The 17,131-nt window shown below is 65.9% G+C and carries 18 protein-coding genes and 1 pseudogene; 14 read left to right on the forward strand and 5 right to left on the reverse strand.

Translation table 11 applies throughout. The features are described 5' to 3' along the window. Positions 1–5: 5 nt before the first annotated feature. Positions 6–1,217 (reverse strand): globin domain-containing protein, encoded by a 1,212-nt coding sequence (locus ACZ69M_RS45245; RefSeq protein ID WP_470059492.1) that lies wholly within the window; start codon positions 1,215–1,217, stop codon positions 6–8. A 145-nt stretch (positions 1,218–1,362) separates the two neighbouring features. On the opposite strand from ACZ69M_RS45245, the pseudogene ACZ69M_RS45250 reads away from it, so the two are divergent. From ACZ69M_RS45250 to ACZ69M_RS45285, 8 genes and pseudogenes are all read left to right on the forward strand, one after another. Continuing rightward, positions 1,363–1,596 (forward strand): annotated as a pseudogene (locus tag ACZ69M_RS45250) (cytochrome P450); the annotation flags it as partial. A gap of 28 nt (positions 1,597–1,624) precedes the next feature. Continuing rightward, positions 1,625–3,232: a recombinase family protein gene (locus ACZ69M_RS45255; RefSeq protein ID WP_470059636.1), complete on the forward strand. Its 1,608-nt coding sequence runs from the start codon at positions 1,625–1,627 to the stop codon at positions 3,230–3,232. Positions 3,233–3,344: 112 nt separating this feature from the next. Then, the gene (locus tag ACZ69M_RS45260) at positions 3,345–3,851 is read left to right on the forward strand and encodes a hypothetical protein (protein WP_470059494.1); all 507 of its coding nucleotides are present in this window, start codon (positions 3,345–3,347) and stop codon (positions 3,849–3,851) included. Beyond that, complete coding sequence (locus tag ACZ69M_RS45265; RefSeq protein ID WP_470059496.1) at positions 3,848–4,069, forward strand: hypothetical protein; 222 nt, start codon at positions 3,848–3,850, stop codon at positions 4,067–4,069. The genes ACZ69M_RS45260 and ACZ69M_RS45265 overlap by 4 nt, the downstream gene beginning before the upstream one ends. Before the next feature lie 427 nt (positions 4,070–4,496). After that, on the forward strand, positions 4,497–5,081 hold the full coding sequence (locus ACZ69M_RS45270; RefSeq protein ID WP_470059498.1) for a hypothetical protein: 585 nt from the start codon (positions 4,497–4,499) through the stop codon (positions 5,079–5,081). Between the two features lie 549 nt (positions 5,082–5,630). Further along, a complete protein-coding gene (locus ACZ69M_RS45275; RefSeq protein WP_470059499.1) occupies positions 5,631–6,428 on the forward strand; it encodes a hypothetical protein in 798 nt (265 codons plus the stop codon). Then, entirely contained in the window at positions 6,425–6,661 is a 237-nt protein-coding gene (locus ACZ69M_RS45280) for a hypothetical protein (protein WP_470059501.1), read from the forward strand. Before ACZ69M_RS45275 ends, ACZ69M_RS45280 begins: the two co-directional genes overlap by 4 nt. After that, a complete protein-coding gene (locus tag ACZ69M_RS45285) occupies positions 6,658–6,870 on the forward strand; it encodes a hypothetical protein (protein ID WP_470059503.1) in 213 nt (70 codons plus the stop codon). Before ACZ69M_RS45280 ends, ACZ69M_RS45285 begins: the two co-directional genes overlap by 4 nt. A 2-nt stretch (positions 6,871–6,872) precedes the next feature. Here the strand turns inward: ACZ69M_RS45285 and ACZ69M_RS45290 are convergent, their stop codons facing one another. Beyond that, positions 6,873–6,995: a hypothetical protein gene (locus ACZ69M_RS45290; protein ID WP_470059505.1), complete on the reverse strand. Its 123-nt coding sequence runs from the start codon at positions 6,993–6,995 to the stop codon at positions 6,873–6,875. 905 nt (positions 6,996–7,900) lie between these two features. On the opposite strand from ACZ69M_RS45290, the gene ACZ69M_RS45295 reads away from it, so the two are divergent. Next, on the forward strand, positions 7,901–8,305 hold the full coding sequence (locus ACZ69M_RS45295) for a hypothetical protein (protein ID WP_470059507.1): 405 nt from the start codon (positions 7,901–7,903) through the stop codon (positions 8,303–8,305). Here the strand turns inward: ACZ69M_RS45295 and ACZ69M_RS45300 are convergent. Further along, complete coding sequence (locus ACZ69M_RS45300; protein WP_470059509.1) at positions 8,264–8,479, reverse strand: hypothetical protein; 216 nt, start codon at positions 8,477–8,479, stop codon at positions 8,264–8,266. The two genes, ACZ69M_RS45295 and ACZ69M_RS45300, sit on opposite strands and share 42 nt — an antisense overlap. A 426-nt stretch (positions 8,480–8,905) precedes the next feature. On the opposite strand from ACZ69M_RS45300, the gene ACZ69M_RS45305 reads away from it, so the two are divergent. Both ACZ69M_RS45305 and ACZ69M_RS45310 read left to right on the forward strand, forming a co-directional pair. After that, positions 8,906–9,085 carry a hypothetical protein gene (locus ACZ69M_RS45305; RefSeq protein ID WP_470059510.1) on the forward strand — a complete coding sequence of 60 codons (180 nt, stop codon included), beginning with the start codon at positions 8,906–8,908 and terminating at the stop codon, positions 9,083–9,085. Next, positions 9,085–12,948, forward strand: coding sequence for an aggregation-promoting factor C-terminal-like domain-containing protein (locus ACZ69M_RS45310; protein ID WP_470059512.1), 3,864 nt, complete (start codon positions 9,085–9,087; stop codon positions 12,946–12,948). The genes ACZ69M_RS45305 and ACZ69M_RS45310 overlap by 1 nt, the downstream gene beginning before the upstream one ends. Before the next feature lie 265 nt (positions 12,949–13,213). Here the strand turns inward: ACZ69M_RS45310 and cyaB are convergent, their stop codons facing one another. Further along, on the reverse strand, positions 13,214–13,768 hold the full coding sequence (gene cyaB / locus ACZ69M_RS45315) for a class IV adenylate cyclase (protein WP_470059514.1): 555 nt from the start codon (positions 13,766–13,768) through the stop codon (positions 13,214–13,216). Positions 13,769–13,788: 20 nt separating this feature from the next. Continuing rightward, a complete protein-coding gene (locus ACZ69M_RS45320; RefSeq protein ID WP_470059516.1) occupies positions 13,789–14,664 on the reverse strand; it encodes a helix-turn-helix domain-containing protein in 876 nt (291 codons plus the stop codon). Between the two features lie 106 nt (positions 14,665–14,770). On the opposite strand from ACZ69M_RS45320, the gene ACZ69M_RS45325 reads away from it, so the two are divergent. From ACZ69M_RS45325 to ACZ69M_RS45335, 3 genes are all read left to right on the forward strand, one after another. Next, the gene (locus ACZ69M_RS45325) at positions 14,771–15,001 is read left to right on the forward strand and encodes a hypothetical protein (RefSeq protein WP_470059518.1); all 231 of its coding nucleotides are present in this window, start codon (positions 14,771–14,773) and stop codon (positions 14,999–15,001) included. Further along, a complete protein-coding gene (locus ACZ69M_RS45330; RefSeq protein WP_470059520.1) occupies positions 14,998–15,474 on the forward strand; it encodes a DUF7848 domain-containing protein in 477 nt (158 codons plus the stop codon). Before ACZ69M_RS45325 ends, ACZ69M_RS45330 begins: the two co-directional genes overlap by 4 nt. A 294-nt stretch (positions 15,475–15,768) precedes the next feature. After that, positions 15,769–17,058, forward strand: coding sequence for a cytochrome P450 family protein (locus ACZ69M_RS45335; protein ID WP_470059522.1), 1,290 nt, complete (start codon positions 15,769–15,771; stop codon positions 17,056–17,058). Positions 17,059–17,131: the final 73 nt, after the last annotated feature.

A 17,131-nucleotide genomic window follows, 5' to 3' on the forward strand; every position in this document is an offset into this window, starting at 1 on the left:
CGGGATTACGTGTGGGGGGCGCGGCTTGTCGGGTTGTGCCAGTTGGGGTGGGGGCGGTCCAGGAGCCACTCCGCGGGGCCCAGCGGGCGGGGGCGGCTGGGGTCGGCGGGTGGGAGGAGGTCGTGGAAGATCTGTTCCGGCGGCGTGCCGAGGGCGGGGAGCGCCTCGGCGATCTCCTCGACGAGCTGGGGCGGCCCGGCGAGGTAGACGTCGTGGCGGGCCCAGCCGGCGCGGTTGCCCAGCGCGGTCAGCAGTCGCTCGGTGGCCTGGGCCTTGGGGCGGCCGGGCGCGGGGGTGATGAAGGTGACACCGAGGCGGGGTAACCGTGACTGGAGTCGTTCCACGGCCGACCGGTCGTAGAGGTACGAGGTGTCGCGGGCCACGAGGAACAGCCGGGCCTCGTGCGTGGCGTCGAGTTGCTGGAGCAGCGCCTTGACGGGAGCCCATCCGGTGCCGGCCGCGATGAAGGTCAGCGGCCGGTCCACCGGCGCCCGCAGGGTCAGGGCGCCGCCGGGTGAGCCGAGCCGCAGGACATCGCCCTCCCGGGTCTGCCGGACCAGGGCGGTGGACAGCACCCCGTCCTCGACGCGGCTGACGTGCAGGTCGACGGTGTGGTCGGCGCGGGGCGCGTTGCCGAGCGAGTACGGGCGCCAGATCCCCGGCAGATGGGGGACGCTGACGCTGACGTACTGGCCGGGGGAGTAGCGCAGCCGGTGGTGCGGGCGGAGGGTCAGTACGACGAGGTCGTCGCCGTGCCGGGTCCGGGACACGACCTCGGCGTCCCACCAGGGCGGTTCACCCGCGTGCTGTGCCTCCCACGCGCCCTGGAGCATGACGTTCGTGATCGCCCCGTACGCCTCGGCCCAGGCCTTCTCGGCCTCCGCGCTCCAGGCCGACCCCGAGACGGCGGCGAACGCGGCGATCAGGCTCGCCCCCACGGCGGCGTAGTGCTCCGGTTCGGCCAGGTACTTCCGGTGGTCCCGTCCCAGCTCCCGCAGATACCCCGGCAGCGTCGGATCCTCCAGTCGCTCCATCACATACGTGAGTGCCGCGAACAACCGGTCCCGCTGTCGCTCCATGTCCTCCGGGAAGTCCAGGGGGAAGAGCCCGCGGACGTCCGGGTTGTGCCGGAAGAGATGCGAGTAGAAGTACTTGACCGCGAACTCGGCCCGTCTTTCGACGACCGCGAAGCTGGATCTGAGTATTTCGGGGTCCACGGCGCGAATTTAGGGAGGAGGCGAGCCGTTGAGTCAAACAGCAGCCGATTTCGGGATGGCCCGGGATGAACGGGGCGCGGCCCCCACCCCGCTCCCCCTCCCTTCGCCGTGCCGTCCCTCTCCTCCCTCCGGATACCGTCAGGGAGTGACCGATCAGCCGCCGCCGTTCAGCCCCGCCCCGGAACTCTTCACCTGGGAGTTCGCCAGCGATCCCTACCCCGCGTACGCCTGGCTGCGGGAGCACGCCCCCGTGCACAGGACGCGGCTGCCGAGCGGGGTGGAGGCCTGGCTGGTGACGCGGTACGCGGACGCCAAGCAGGCGCTCGCCGACGCGCGGCTCAGCAAGAATCCGGCGCACCACGACGAACCCGCCCACGCGAACTCTTCTGACTAACATGGCATGCGTGATGAACCGACCAGCGGGGCCGCCCCGCGTAGTGGGAGCGCTGCGACTCAGCAGATACACCGACGCCAGTACATCCCCCGAGGTGCAGACAGACACGGTCACACAGGCCGGCTTGTCCATCGGAGGGCGCTTCGTCGGGTGGGCGCGCGACACCGACGTCTCCGCGTTGAAGACGACGCCGTGGGAGCGGGGAGAGCTTCGCTACTGGCTGGACAGGCCCGAAGAGTGGGACGTCATGGTCTGGCAGCGCATGGACCGTGCCGTGCGCAGCATGGCGGACATGGCGGACCTAGGGCGCTACGCGAAGAGGCACGGAAAGCGGCTGGTCTTCGCCTCTGGTCCCGGGGGCGGAATGCTCGAACTCGATTTCACGTCGATCATGAGCGAATTCATGATGATGTTCCTGGCTTTCGCTGCGCAGTTGGAGGGGCAAACCATCCTGGAGCGAAACCAGGGTGCGGCGGCGTACCTGCAACAAATCGGCCGTTGGGCCGGAGGTGGCGTGCCCTACGGATTTCGTCCCGACCGGAAGGTCTTCCCTGACGGCAACGAGGGTTGGTGGCTGTTCGCTGACGAGGCGGGACCAGGGACGGCAAGCATTCGCCGGGAAATGGTAGCCATGGCGATTGAGGGCAGTACATTTGCTGACATTCAGGAGCACCTTCAGACGACAAAGGCGATAACTCCGAAGAACCACCGAGCCCGGTACGCCCGTCCTCAGCGAGAGTTCGACCCTGACGACAAGTGGCATGTCTCGACGGTGTCAAAGATGCTTCAGTCGCCCGTCATGCGTGGTCACACCGTCAAATCGGACGGCACTCCGGTATTGACGGCTACTGGTGAGCCGGTATTCCAAGGCGAGGCACTCGTCAGTGACGGTGACTGGTTCGACCTCCAAGAGGCTCTTAAGAGCCGGCTGACGAAGGCGAGCGGCGTACCCAAGAGGAAGGATGCCCATCCTCTCCTCGGAGTCATCATCTGCGGTACCTGCGGCAGGAACATGGTTCTCCACGTCTACGTGGAGCGTTCCGGCAGGGAGGCGGGAAACCGGATCGATCAGTTCACCTGTGCCAACACCCACCACCCGGTGGGGCCGGACGGTAAGAAGCTGCCTGGCCTGACAGTGAAGGCGGAGCCCGTCATCAAGTACGTCGAGGCTGAGTTCCTCCGTCGTGTTGGTCGGTTCCGCATGACGAAGGTCGTTACCCGAGGTGGGGTCGACAACCGCGCGGCTATCGCAGAGTTGGAAGCGTCCATTGCCACACTCGGACGCAACCTCGCCTCGATCGAAGGGCCAGCGGCGGGCATTTTGTTGGGACAGGTCAAAGGAATGTCTGAACGGCTCGCAGTCCTCCAACAGACGCCCTATGAGCCCCCGCGGCAAGTAGTCGTGCAGCTTCCGGGCACTTGGGCGGACGAGTGGGCGAAGGACAGTGACAATCAGCGACGTCGGGAGATGCTGCTTCAGGCTGGCGTCAGGGTCACCGTCGGCAAGGTCGCGAGGTGGCGGCAACCTGTCGACGAGCGATTGACCTTTGAGCTTGGGGAGTTCGGCGACCCGGAGGCAACGGCGCTGGAAGCAATCGCGCGCGAAGAGGCAACGGACTAACTCAACGCGTAAGTCACCACACTTGCCGCACCACTGTGCGGCGCTCATGGCACAGCCCCGACATCAACTTGGCGGAAGACTCGGGGCTGTGTCCTCAACAGAGGAGAGATCAATGTACGCCATCACCCCCGTTCTCTGCGTCGGCCCCGTCGCCACCCCTGCCGACGTCAAGGCGCTCCGCACTCTCGCCTACAACGTCGCCAGTGAGCTTGGACGGCCGGCGGTGTGGGCGACGGACGCGGACCACTCGACCACCGACTACGAGGCCCTCTACCTGACGGGCGACCACACGGAGCTGAGGGACGCCCCGACGCTTGTCCTCGTCGCCGAAGCGCTGGTTGCGCATATGGACGTCAGCGAGCCGCTAGCGGCCGGCGAGGTGCGGGCGTGTGACTGCGGGCTCATCTCGCGGCACACGCGCCCCGCGGTCGACGACGAAGGCGCCGTGTGGTGCGCCGAGTGCCGCGAGGAGTCCGGTTGTGCGTGGTGTGGCGAGTGGAACGACACGGAAGACCTGGAGATCGTCCACCACGGAAACGCGTGGGTCCCGCTGCACGCTGCCTGCCTCGTCGGCCTCCGCCGTGACGCCCGCTGGGGCGCGCTGAAGGTCGCCGCGTGAGTGGCGAGGCGCAAGACCTCCGGGAGCTCTTGGAGGCCGTGTACGAGTCGTTGACGGTCCCGGGCGACTCGTCCGAGGGGCGTCGCCTGTCTGACCGCGCGATGTGGGCGCGCACCACTATCCGGGGCGCGCTGGACGAGGCGCCGGAGGATCTCGCGTGGAACGTCGACTTCCTCCGCCAGAAGATGGAGGAAGAGGAGCGGCACGCAAGTAAGTAACTATCTGTAACGGGGAAGGCCCTGCACTGGCTTCGGCCGGCGCGGGGCCTCCGTGCCGTCGACGTCGAGGAGGCGCGGTGCGTGCAGGGTGCATCGAAATGGTGGTTGCAGAACGTAGTCGATTCTCCGCCTCTCGTCACCCTCCGTCGACAGGCTGGCCAATCAGAGTGCCAAACCGACGAACTAACCCCTATCTCAACTTTCTCTCTACACGCGTTAGAAGAAATTGAAAGTACCGGTTAGTTCGACACTTTGACACTCAGTCTGTCCAGGGCGGGTGGAGGAGCCCGGTCGACGGGTGGTGACGGAGGGGGGTCGGACGGCACCCGAAAAACGTGACGCGGCTGACCGTCACAACGCCCTCGTTTTCCCCCATTACCCAAGTAGCAAGCCGAACGCCCGGCTCGCCGACGAATGGGGACTCCACATGTACGAGGACGGGAACGGCAACGCCGCTCGCCGGCACACGCGCTACACGTACGGGGCGGAGGCGGACGCGGCCTTCGCCGAGGAACTGGCGGAGGGCGGGGCGTACGTCTCCCCCTCGCGTACGCACTGGCGCGGTCTGGAAGGCACTGACCCGCTCGACGAGGTGACCGACGAGGAGTTCGGGGAGCGGCGGTTCGAGGACTGGCTTGACGCGTCGGAGGTCGACGAGGAGCGCCCCGTCCGGCAACGACCGTCGGGCAGGTCGGTCGACGTCGTTCCGCCTGTCGTAGGGGAGGTGACGGTTCGTGTCGACCCGGCGATAGCCGCAGCGTTCGCCGCACGGCAGGCGGAGGCAACTCCAACACTGTCGTACGAGAGCGCCGGCGGCCACGTCACGGTTGTCGGTCAGTCGAAGATCTGGCGGGGCAACTGTGCTCAGTGCTCGCAGCCCTTCGAGCAGCGTCGCCCGGTGAGCCAGCGTCGACGATGGAAGAGCCTGTGCGGCGACGAGTGCACCGCTGAGTGGGCACGTGCTGGCGCTCGCAGTCGCATGCGACGCCTACGGGGCGCCAAGGCAGCGTGACGCGTTCGCTTTTGTATTAGAAGTGGAGGGGGGTTGCATGTGCCCCCCTCCACGTCGCGACGGAGAGTCTCCGGCCCTGGAACGGTCGTTGTAGCCTCCCGAACCGCGTGGCGTCGTCCTCTCCTCCGGCGTCGCGCTGAATGCCCCCGCTCGTGTCGAGCACCGGTTCACCCCAGTGGCCGTGTCGCTCCGCGGGCGGGGGCATTCCTTTACCCGAAATTCGAGCGCTGGAGCGCTAGACCGATGAACGGACGGAGGTCCGACAATGCTCGATGTACCCAGCCGTGGGACACGGCCGTGCCTGACATGCTCTGAGGTGCTGCCTCACGACCTGGAGCACTTTCCCTTCGACCCGATGGGACGTGGAGGCACGCGGCCTCACTGCCTGGCGTGCTGGAACCGTCGGCGACGTCAGGCGTACGCCGACGATCCCGAACCTACGCGCAGGCGAAACCGCGAGCGGTACGCCGAACGCGCGGCGCACTACCGACAGGCCCTTGTCCCAGGTGGACCGGGGCCTGACTTGTTTGACGACACGGAGGATTGATCATGGCCACGAATGTGGAATTGGAAGCGGCACGAAGCACCGTGCCTGACATCGTCGACGCTCAGCGACGGCTCACGGCAGCGAAGACCCTCGTCGAGGACGCCCCGCCCCACGTGGATCCGCAGGCGGCGAAGAACGCCGTGCGCGACGAGGCCACGGAGTCCTTCATGGCGGGTAGGCCGTGGCCCAAGGACGTCGGGCAGCGCGCAGCGAAGGCCTTCGAAGAGGCAGAGGCGGCAAGAGAGGAGTTGCAGGCCCGTCAGATCGTTGTAACACGCGCTGAATGGGCGCTCTACGGAGCTCTGGACGCTGGTACAGAGGACGTTCTGACGGCTCTGGGAGCACGGCTCTCGGAGCTCCTCGACGAGGCCCGGAGCGCCTTCTCAGCCCTCCGTGGCGCCAACTCCGCGGAGGCTGCCATCGACGCCGGAGGCGACGCTGTGGAGGCTTGGGGCCGGCTGCGGAAGCTGACGGAGGACCTCAAGCAGGTGCGCGAAGCGCAGTGGGAAGCCCTCAAGGGGCCGCGCGTCCCCGGGAGCGGCGTGGACCTGGACGTACGCGTGCACGTCTGGAAGAACAAGGGATTCGGGCACGTGCGCGGTCTGAACCCCGCGGAGATGCCGGCGTTCGCGCGGGAGACCATCCGGACCGGTGCGGTAACGCGTGAGTTCCTCCGCTGGACGGCATCGCAGGACGGCTACGTTCCGACGAGCATCGAGGACATGGAGGCCGACATGGCGTCGACCCTCCCCGACGCCTTCGGTGACGACACGTGGGTGCCGACCGTGGAGGCCGTATGAGCGACGTACAGGGCTCCAACGCCCTAGAAGCCGGCGCAGCGCGCTACAGGGCCGCGCAGGGCGACACCTCCCCTGACGTACGGATGGCGCTCCGCGGCACTGTGGGTGGACGCTCCGACGTCCTGACGCCACCTCAGAACGCCCCCATCGGCGGGTGGTTCAACGGAGTTCCGTGGCGGCGCACCGAGGCGGGACGGGCGTACGTAGAGCAGTGCAGGACGGGTCGGCTGTGATCTTCGACGAACTCACCGCAGAGGCAGTCCTCAACCACGCGACCGCACTCGACGGCCTGTCAGCAACCGTCCACGTCAAGGACGGAACGACTCTGACGGGCGTTGTGGCCCGTGCCTCGACGTACGTCCTCATGGTCACTGACGGCACTGAGACGCACCACGTGCCTGTGTACGAGGTCGAGCGCGTGTCGAGCATCGGTCAGGGCTGACGTCAACGGCGCCAGAACCTCCAGAAGTCGGCAAGCGCACGGATGATCTCCGGTCTCTCGTTGGCCGCTGAGCCACGCAGGCTGAGCGGCAGGGAGACGAGGACGATCAGGAAGAGCGCAGTCACCAGCGCTCCTACCAACCATGGTGCAGCTAGGGCGAGTTCACCCAGCACAGACCACACGACAAGCACTCCTCGGCAACGGTGTGTGCCACGTGCCGGTGGAGGTAGTGAGGGCTACCTCAACGACGACAGGTGACCTGTCAGTACGCAGGGCCCTAGCTGCGCGCTGCACCGTTGCGGTGCATGTCGTTGAGGTCTACTGGAGACCTACAGAGTGGTGGCTCCCTGATGGCGTTGCGCCGTTGGGTACCTGTCTACTCAGGGCCGCTACTTGCCGGAACATGTAGCCAAGCTCCGTTGCGGAGCGGTTCCGCTCCCGTTGCGGGAGCGGTGCTGAGTTGGCGGTCCCAGCGCTCTGAGAGTAGCAGCCCGATGGTCGAGTCAGGCGGAAGTCGGCAACGTCAGCGACGGTGATCGTCGGGAGCCCCGCGCCGGCTTCGCAGCGAAGATCGACTAGCCCCGCCCCCAGGGGGGTGACCCCCTCCGGGACGATCTCCTGACCGTAAAGGTGCTGGGCCTCGCTCCGTCTACGGGTCTGGGAGAAGTGGACGAGGCGCTCACAGGCGCTCCCTGGAGGCCCGAGCAGAGGTCGCCCGGACTGATTTGGACCCCGGATCGGCAGACGGGCACACAGGGCTTCAGTCTTACAGGATGATAGATAGCCGCAGGTCAGACCTTGTTTTACCGTTACCGGCCGCACTAGAATGGTCCCCATGAACACACGGAGATGCGAGCGGTGCGTCGAGCACCTGGGCGCGAGGCACTCGCACCGGGCGCGCTACTGCTCGACTCGTTGCCGTGTTGCTGCGCACCGCGCGGCGAAGAACGACGCGACTCCACACGAGCTGACGACCCGCGACAGGTGGGTACGCCGAGCCGCGGATAAGAGGCCGCTCACGATCGGCGACATGCCGGCGTCGAGCACCGACCCGCGGACCTGGAGCACGCACAAGGATGCCGCCGCTTCGACGGCCGGCGTCGGTCTGGGATTCGTCCTGAGCGACGAGGACGACATCGTCTGTCTCGACCTGGACCACTGCATGAACCCGCTCACTGGGCAACTCGCCCCGTGGGCCGCAGCGATCGTCCGCGGCGCGGGAGCCACCTACGTAGAGGTTTCCCCGTCCGGTGACGGGCTGCACATCTGGGGCCGTGCCGACGTCCGACAGGGACGGAAGCTTCGTCGCCCCGACGGTACGGCCGTGGAGATCTATGGGACCGGCCGCTACATCGCAATGACGGGACGCCGACACGGCAGTTGCCCGTCGGTGCTAGGCGACCTTGCCCGCCTCGTTCGCGGGCTCATGGGCTGAGGCGGTCGGCCCCTCGCGGAACTTGCGCAACTCTTCGCGCACTTCCCGCAAGGCCCTGATCGCCTTCACTGCCTTATGGCTCAACGGGGGTATGTGGTCGAGCGCCCGCCCGATGAATCGGGCCAGGAAGCCGAGGAAGAAAAGGGCAAGCATGCCCACCGCCGCCATCTTCAAAAGATCACACCTTCCTTATCTGTAACGAACACAGGTATCCCCTGTGCGTTGATAGACGGCGTGATCTCTGGCGGGATCGAAAAAGACGCTAGCACGTCCGCCGTCATCCAATCCAGAGCTTTCCGGGCTGAGGTCGACTTAGTGGATCTTGGTGGACAACCCGCCAGTTGTGGATAGCCCGTTGACATGGGCGGGGGGGCGATGGCCAGCCGTGGACCCGCCCCGAAGGCCTCCGTGACGCGCAGACGTCGACGAGCAGCACCACACACCCCACAGACCATCGGAAGGAACCCCAGCGTTCGCGCTGGAGGTCCCTTTCTTCATGCCCTGGAGCAATTCCCTATGACCCCACGAGATTTGACGCGATGCCTTCGCCCCGGTTGCCGTTTCGCGCCTTTGCCGGCGCTGACGGAATCTGGAGGGCTGATGGTATTCGCCTACTGTTCCATCGACTGCAAGGAATGGACGGAGTCAGCAACGGCCGTTGCGCAGTCCCAACACTCCCCAACGATCGAACGTCAGGCGGAACAGCTCGACGTCATCGCGCGTTTGCTGGATCTCCGCGCGCACCCCAATGAGTTCGACCCGGCAAACGGGGGTGTTTGATGGTCGCGGACCTGGACGTCGTAGGTGGAGCAGCCGTTGACGTCGTTCCGATCGCCCCACAGTTCCACAACAAGCTAAAGGCCATCGTGCTCCCCGCCGCGGACCGCGTAGGCGAGGAGGCGGGGCGCAGGCTCGGCGACGCTATCAGTCGTCACATCGTCGTTGCTATCCCTGACGGTGTGACGCTAGGCGGTCAGCGTGCGCGGGTCTCCGCCACGCGTCAGGGAACGCAGATTGGGGGGGCTTTCGGCGAGTCCATCAAGCGCCGGTTGGAAGTAGCCTTCCGGTCCCTTCCGCGGGCTGACGTCCGTCTCGGGGACACGGGCGTGAACGCTCAGATAGACCGGATTCGCAGCCGGATCGAGTCGTTGGCCGGTAAAACGGTGGGGATCGATATCGACGCTGGCGCGACTCTGGCGGAGATCCGCGATATCAATGAGCGGTTGGAGCGGCTCAACGCTCAACATCCGAGCGTGCAACTGAGAACGGATACGGCTGCTGCGCGTGCTGCGTTGGCAGACGTCCAACGGCAGATCAACGACGTTGACCGTGACGACGTGAATATCCGCGTCAGAGTTGATTCCGCCGAAGCAATGGCAGCACTCCGAGGTATCGGAATTGCGGTTGCGGCCGTCGGAGCAATTCCCGTTGTCCCGGTCGCCGCCGCTGGGATCGGCGCTATCGCGTCGGCGGCAGTAGCGGCCGGCGCGGGAGTTGGCGCACTCGCACTCGCTGCGGTTCCGGCGATCAAGTCGGTTACCTCTGCGATCCAGCAGAAGACTGCCGCAGAGCAGCAGAGCAAGACGGCGACGGACAATTCCGCGGCCTCGTCGGTGAAGGCCGCTCAGCAGGCACTGACGCTCGCCGGCGCTCAGGCGTCGCTCACTGCGGCACACCGCCAGGCAGCACAGGCCGTAACGCAGGCGAACCGGCAAGTTGAGGACGCCGAGCGGTCCCTTGCCGACGCTCAACGAGGCGCGCGTCAGGCGGAGTTGGACCTGACGCAGGCTCGGGCGGACGCCGCACAGACTCTCAAGGATCTGAACGACCAACTCCTTGACGGGATGTTGGACCAGCGCGAGGCAACGCTCCGAGTCCAGGAGGCGAAGGCCGACCTTGACAAGACGATGGCCGACCCCACGGCCAGTGACCTTGAGCGGCAGCGCGCACAGCTCACGTACGACGAGGCCGTACGGAACGCGGACAAGCAGAAGTCGAAGAACGCTGAGCTGAAGAAGTCCGTCGACGACGCCAACAAGGCGGGCGTCAACGGCAGTAAGCAAGTCAGGGACGCGCAGGAACAGGTCCGGCAGGCGAACCAGAAGGTCGGCGACCAGGAGCGCGCTCTTGCCGACTCTCGCGCGAAGGTCCGCGGTGCCCAGGTGCAGGGCGCCGAGGCCGTCGCGAATGCCGAACGAGGCCTCCAGTCCGCGCAGTTGTCCGGGATCGACACCAGCACGAAAAGTGCGACGAAGGCGGACGAGTACCGCAAGGCACTCGCGAAGCTGACCCCGGAGCAACGCGACCTGTTCGACTCCATCGCCGGCCCGAAGGGGCTGACGTCGGCATTCAAGGACTGGTCGAAGGAACTTCAGCCGGACGTCCTCCCCCTCTTCACGCGAGGAGTTGACGGAGCGAAGGCGTCCCTTCCGGGTCTGACGCCACTCGTGAAGGTCGCGGCGGACGCGGTCGGGATTCTCTTCGACAGATCGTCGAAGGCTCTGAAGTCGCCCTTCTGGACAGGTTTCAAGCAGGACATCAACGACAACGCGAAGCCGGCGATCGTCGGGCTAGGAGTAGCGTTCGGCAACGTCCTTGCGGGGATGGCCGGAATCGTCGACGCCTTCCTTCCGCATATGGACGGAATTTCGGCGACGATGGAGCGGATCACCGGGCGCTTCGCGACGTGGGGGAAGGGCCTCAAGGGCTCCCCCGAGTTCGAGCGCTTCCTGTCCTACTCGTCGAACAAGGCGCCACTGATCGCCAGCACCTTCGGGAAGATCGCGGACGCGGTCATCGATATCGGAACGGCTCTGTCACCGGTATCCGGCCCGCTTCTGACGATGGTTGGCGGACTCGCACAGGGCGTCGGCTGGCTCGCGATGAACGTTCCTGAGTTGGTCCTTGGGATCTACGGCCTGTATCTCGCAACGAAGTTGTGGGCGGTCTGGCAGTTCGTCGTGAACGGCGCCATAACCGCGTTCAACATCGTCGCGTCTGCCGGCCCGTGGGGATGGATCGCTCTTGCGATCGGTGCCGTGGTCATCGCAGTCATCTACGCCTACAACCACTTCACGTGGTTCCGCGAAGGACTCCAGGCTATTTGGTCCTGGCTGAAGTCGTCGACGTCGGACCTGTGGGAGCACGCGCTCAAGCCGTTTTTCCATGCCGTCGCTGACATCGCCGTGTGGCTTTGGAAAAACGTCCTGGCGCCCGTGTTCGCCGCGATGGGTCTCGTCATCACGGTGTGGTGGAAGCATGTTGCCGAACCACAGTTCAACGCCGTGAAGAACGGCATCAAGCTGATGGCCGACGTCTTCACCTGGCTTTACGAAAAGGTCGTCAAGCCGGTTTGGAAGAACGCGCTCGGACCACTGATCACCGCCGTGTGGAAGGATCAGATCAAGCCCGCTTTCGACGACCTGAAGTCTTCCGTCGGACACATCGCTGATGCCTTCAAGGACGCGAAGGTGGCCATCGGTAAGCAGTGGGCGGGCATCAAAGATGCGACGAAGGATCCGATCAACTTCGTCATCGGGACCGTGTGGAACAACGGCATCGTCCCGGCGTGGAAGAAGATCGACAAGTGGGTGCCGGGACTTCCCACTCTCGGCAAGCTGCCGCTCCTCGCACAGGGCGGAACGCTGCCCGTTCAGTCGGGCGTCTTCAACCGTCCGACGGCCATCGTCGGGGAGGGCAATCCGAACTACCCCGAGTTCGTGATCCCGACAGACCCGCGGTACCGGGCGCGGGCGTTGGCGCTGCACGCACAGGCCGGCACACAGCTCCTCGCTGACGGAGGCATCATCGGCGACGTCTTCGGCGGACTGAAGTCCATCGGAGGCTCGATCGGCTCCGCGTTCTCCTCGGCTACCTCGTTCCTGACCAACCCCGGCAAGGCCCTCGACGGACTCCTCGGCAAGCTCCTCAAGCCGCTCGACTCCTTCAAGGACACCGCTTGGGGAAAGCTGTCCGTCGCCCTTCCGAAGGCCGTTCTCAAGGGACTGAAGAGCGTCGTCACCGGTGGTGGCGGAGGTGCTTCGGGACTCGGGGGAGACCTCGGGGCGCACGGCGCATCCGCAAGCCAGGCACAGCAGTTGGCCCGTTTGCTGCTCGGCCACTACGGCTGGTCTCAGGCACAGATGCCGTCGCTGATCAAGCTGTGGAACGGCGAGAGCGGATGGCGCTGGAACGCCCTCAACGCCTCCTCCGGCGCGTACGGCATTCCACAATCCTTGCCGGCCTCGAAGATGGCGTCTGCGGGCGCCGACTGGCGGACGAACGCGGGGACCCAGATCAAGTGGGGACTCAGCTACGTCAAGAGCCGGTACGGGTCTCCGGATAACGCCTGGTCTGCGTGGCTGTCCCGATCTCCAAACTGGTATGACAGCGGGGGCATGCTCCAGCCCGGATTGAACCTCGTCGCCAATGGCACGGGACGCCCGGAGCCTGTCCTGACGTCTGGCCAGTGGGACGCGATCCGCTCAACGTCACAGCAGCGCAACGGGGTCAGCGCGGACGGGATCAACGTCTACGTCTCGACGACGCTGGACGGCCGCGAGCTGACCGGCTTCGTGGACAAGCGCATTGAGGTCCACGACGACTCGACAGCTTCAGCAATCACAACCGGTCGCTACGTCTGACGCACACCACCACGCACACATCGGGCCGACGTCGCCATGACGTCGGCCCTTCCCACGCCCCGCGGACCGACATGGCTGCGGGGCGTCCCGACTTGAGAGGACCGACCATGCTTGGACAGCCGGCGAAGAAGCAGCACGTCTCTTGCCCGCAGTGCGGTGCCGACGTCGCGCAGAGCCCCGGAGCGGGACGCCCGCGTCAGTTCTGCACGCCCGCCCACGGACGCACCTGGCGACGTCGCATGCGCCACGCGGGATGGCTGTAGGGCTATCGCCTCTGAGATGCCACGGCGCCTGTGTACGTCTCGCGCGTCAGGTGCTCGGGGCTGATTCCAAGTTCGGCCAGCACCGCGCGGACATCGTCAAGTGCGGCGCCCACCTCGTCCTCGTCGACGAGCGTCTCAACTTCTAGGAACGTCCCATCGATCTCCGGCACCCGTACGAGAGTGGCGAGCATCTGCCGTCCGTGCGCTTCGAAGTCGTAGTTACGGCACCGCTTCTCGAACGCGATGGCGGGCACGTATCCGAGCCCCTGCAAGATGGCGTGCGCAGCCTTTGAGTCCTCAACGCGTGTCTCGTGCTCGGGCTTTGAGCCAGACGACTCGTCAACTGTGGCGCCCTTGAACGTGAGAACCGTTCGTCGGCCGTCGGCGCCGTGCACGGTCCGCACCCGAAGCTCTTGGTCCCGCTTGTCCAGAGATCCATCAGGCTCGTCGTAATACGTGTCCTGGTAGACCTCAACGCGCGCTGTGGCGCGCTCATCGAGTCGACGCATGACCGCCTCGGGCGAGTGGACGCGAGCCTTCAACTCCGCCTCGATCACGAGCGGTTCCCCTCTCCTCGTCACACCGTTCGATGCCCGCCGCTGAGCATCGCCTCGAACATCCGTCGAAACCCACGAAACAGAGGTCCATGGGGCGTCTCCATCACCTTGTACGTCGCGCTCTCGTGGCCTTCCCACCCTGGGTCAAAGGCGCTGACGAACATGGTGGAGTCTGCACGGATGAGCCGCCAAGTAGGCAGCATGCGGTACCGGTGTGCCTGGACGTCGCAGGAGTCGGCGAGTAGCTCACGTAGCCGTGCCTCTGCCAGCCGTACGCCCCCAGCGAGGGACTCGGCGGACTCCCCGATCTCTGCCGCCCGCTGGGTCAGAGCCTCGCTGTCAGGGTCGAGCAACAGGACGCGCACGCGTAGTCCCTTGTCTCCCTGATTCCGCGGTAGGCAGGCGCGCAGAAGCGAGTCATTGAGGCCGATCAGACCAAGACCGCGAACGGCAAGGACGTCCAACTCCTGCGCCTCGCGCGCCTGCTGTTGGATCTCCTCTGCTGCGGAGTTCTGAGATGCGTAGACGCGGACGACTTCGGGGAACGCAGCCAAGTCGAACGCCGCTCCCCCTGAGCGCTTCTCGCGGCTGGCAGCAAGGCCCAAGAGGTGGCGCGCATCGTCAGGCATGTGAAGGCCGTCAGCAATGCGTTCGTATACGTCAAGACGGGAGACCTCCCGACGTCCGTTGATGATCTCGTTGACGCGGGATTGCGTCATCCCGGAGGCTGTTGCAATACGTGCCTGACTGGCGCCGGAATAGCGCTGCACGTGCCGGAACACTGCGCCCACATCCCGAGCGCGCAAGGCTTGGCGAACGTCAGCGTGCTCCCAAGCCCAGTCAGGCAGGTCGATCGGCTCAAGCGCAATCGACATGGCGCAGCCCCCGGTATCCATGAACGGGATCAAAAGTCATCTCACGGTGAGATTACCCGTAGGGGATCGATCGCACAGCGTGTGTTCCGTAATTCTGCACCTAAAAGTCCACGGCGGAGGTGCAGGTATGGCGCTTGAGACGACGATGAGAGATCCGGTCGAGCTGTCCGACCCGCTCAAACACGAAGAACCACACCCCGCCCCCGGCTGTGACGTATGCGGGGCGCTGCTGAAGCAGTGGCGGCAGGCGAATGAAGCCGGTTCGCCGGCGTACGACCCGTCGCACGCGACGGACCTTGCCATCGAGATCAAACGGCATCCGCACGAGTGGCAGAAGAAGGGGCGGTCGACGTCGTGAAGGTTGATCCGTTCCCCGAGATCAAACACCGCATGGAGCTCGACTCCATACCGTCGCGGAACTGGATCGAGTGCGTCAACTGCATTGAGAGCCAGGACGTGCGCGACGGACGGGACCCCGACGAGTGGGCGCTTGAGCATTCGGTGTCCTACCCGTCGCACCAGCGGTACCGCATCGTCAGTCAGGTCAACTTCCGCGTCGTCCCGTCCGGTGTCACGCCGGACGCTCCGACCGGGCACGAGCCCGTGTGCGGCGTGACGCAGACGTTCCCCAGTGACCCGGAATGGCTGGCGCGGTTCGGGTTCGCGCCGACGATGGGCAACGTCACGGTGACGTGCGGGGAGCCGCATCACATGTGCGCTCCGGGGGACGTCGTGCATCACGCGACGGTCGTCGACGAGGAGAGCGACTCGTCCGCAAGTTACTACTGGGGCCCCGGGTACCGTCCACCGGGCCTCGTCTCGTCCCCCTGAGCCCGCCCGTCGGCTGCCTGTGCAGTCGGCGTGCGGTGGGCGCGGCGGGGGTTGGGTGCCGGGTGAGGCTGGCAGCCGCCCGACCCCCGCTAGCGTCCGAACCTCGTCCCCGGTGTGCTCATCACAGACGGCCGCGGACGAGCCGGCACGGTGGGTTCCGCACCTTCCCGGTCGTGCCGGAGCTGGGATCCCGCTCGTCTCTTGCCGTGAGAGGCGAGCGGGATTTCTTCGTGCCTTGGATCAGACGCTCCTCTATATAGAGGAGCCGCTCCGCCTACTGCATAGGGTCGGGGCATGCGCCATGACGAGCCCCGTGTACCCGAACTCTTCTCATGGGAGTTCGGGTCCAACCCGTACCCCACCTACGCACAGATGCGGGATTCGGAACCTGTGCGGTGGACGAGGCTCCCCAGTGGTGTGGACGCGTGGCTTGTGACGCGCCACGACCTTGCACGGCAAGCGTTGGCAGACAGCCGGCTGTCTAAGAACCCGGACCATCACATGACATGCAAGTCAGGAGAACTTGCGCACGCGAAAGGGAAGACGGGTATTCCGGGGGAGCGCAAGGCCGAGTTGATGACGCATCTGCTCAACATCGACCCGCCGGACCACACCCGGCTGCGGCGGCTGGTCTCGAAGGCGTTCACGCCGCGACGCGTGGCCGAGTTCGCGCCACGCGTGCAGGAGCTCACCGATCAGCTGATCGACCAGTTCGCGGCGAAGGGTTCCGCCGATCTGATCCACGAGTTCGCGTTCCCGCTTCCCATTTACGCCATTTGCGATCTGCTGGGCGTGCCCCGCGAGGACCAGGACGACTTCCGGGACTGGGCGGGGATGATGATCCGGCACGGCGGCGGACCGCGGGGCGGGGTCGCGCGGTCGGTCAAGAAGATGCGTGGGTATCTGCTCGAACTCATTCACAAGAAGCGGGAAGGCCTTCCCGACACGCCCGCGCCCGGTGAGGACCTCATCTCCGGTCTCATCCGCGCGTCCGACCACGGCGAGCACCTCACGGAGAACGAGGCCGCCGCCATGGCCTTCATTCTGCTCTTCGCCGGCTTCGAGACGACCGTCAATCTCATCGGCAACGGCACGTACGCCCTCCTCACCCACCCCGAGCAGCGCGCGCGCCTCCAGAAGTCCCTCGCCGCCCGCGAACGCGAACTCCTGGAGACCGGCGTCGAGGAACTCCTCCGTTACGACGGGCCCGTGGAACTGGCCACGTGGCGGTTCGCCACCGAGGCCGTGTGCATCGGCGGGCAGGGCATCGCGCCCGGCGACCCCGTCCTCGTGGTCCTCGCGGCTGCGGACCGTGACCCCGCGCGGTTCGAACAGCCGGACACCCTCGACCTCTCCCGCCGTGACAACCAACACCTCGGCTACGGCCACGGCATCCACTACTGCCTCGGCGCCCCGCTCGCCCGACTGGAGGGCCAGACCGCGCTCGCCACCCTCCTCACCCGTCTCCCCGACCTTCAACTCGCGGGAGATTCGGCCGATTTGCGCTGGCGTGGCGGGCTCATTATGCGTGGATTGCGCACGCTTCCAGTGGAGTTCACGCCTCCGGTACCGGTCGCGCGATAGCGGGCGACCATACACCCACGGACGCTCAAACCTGACGCGCACTCAACTCTGTGATCTTCACGTGATCTACGCT

The organism is Streptomyces sp. NPDC107454 (assembly GCF_055582885.1).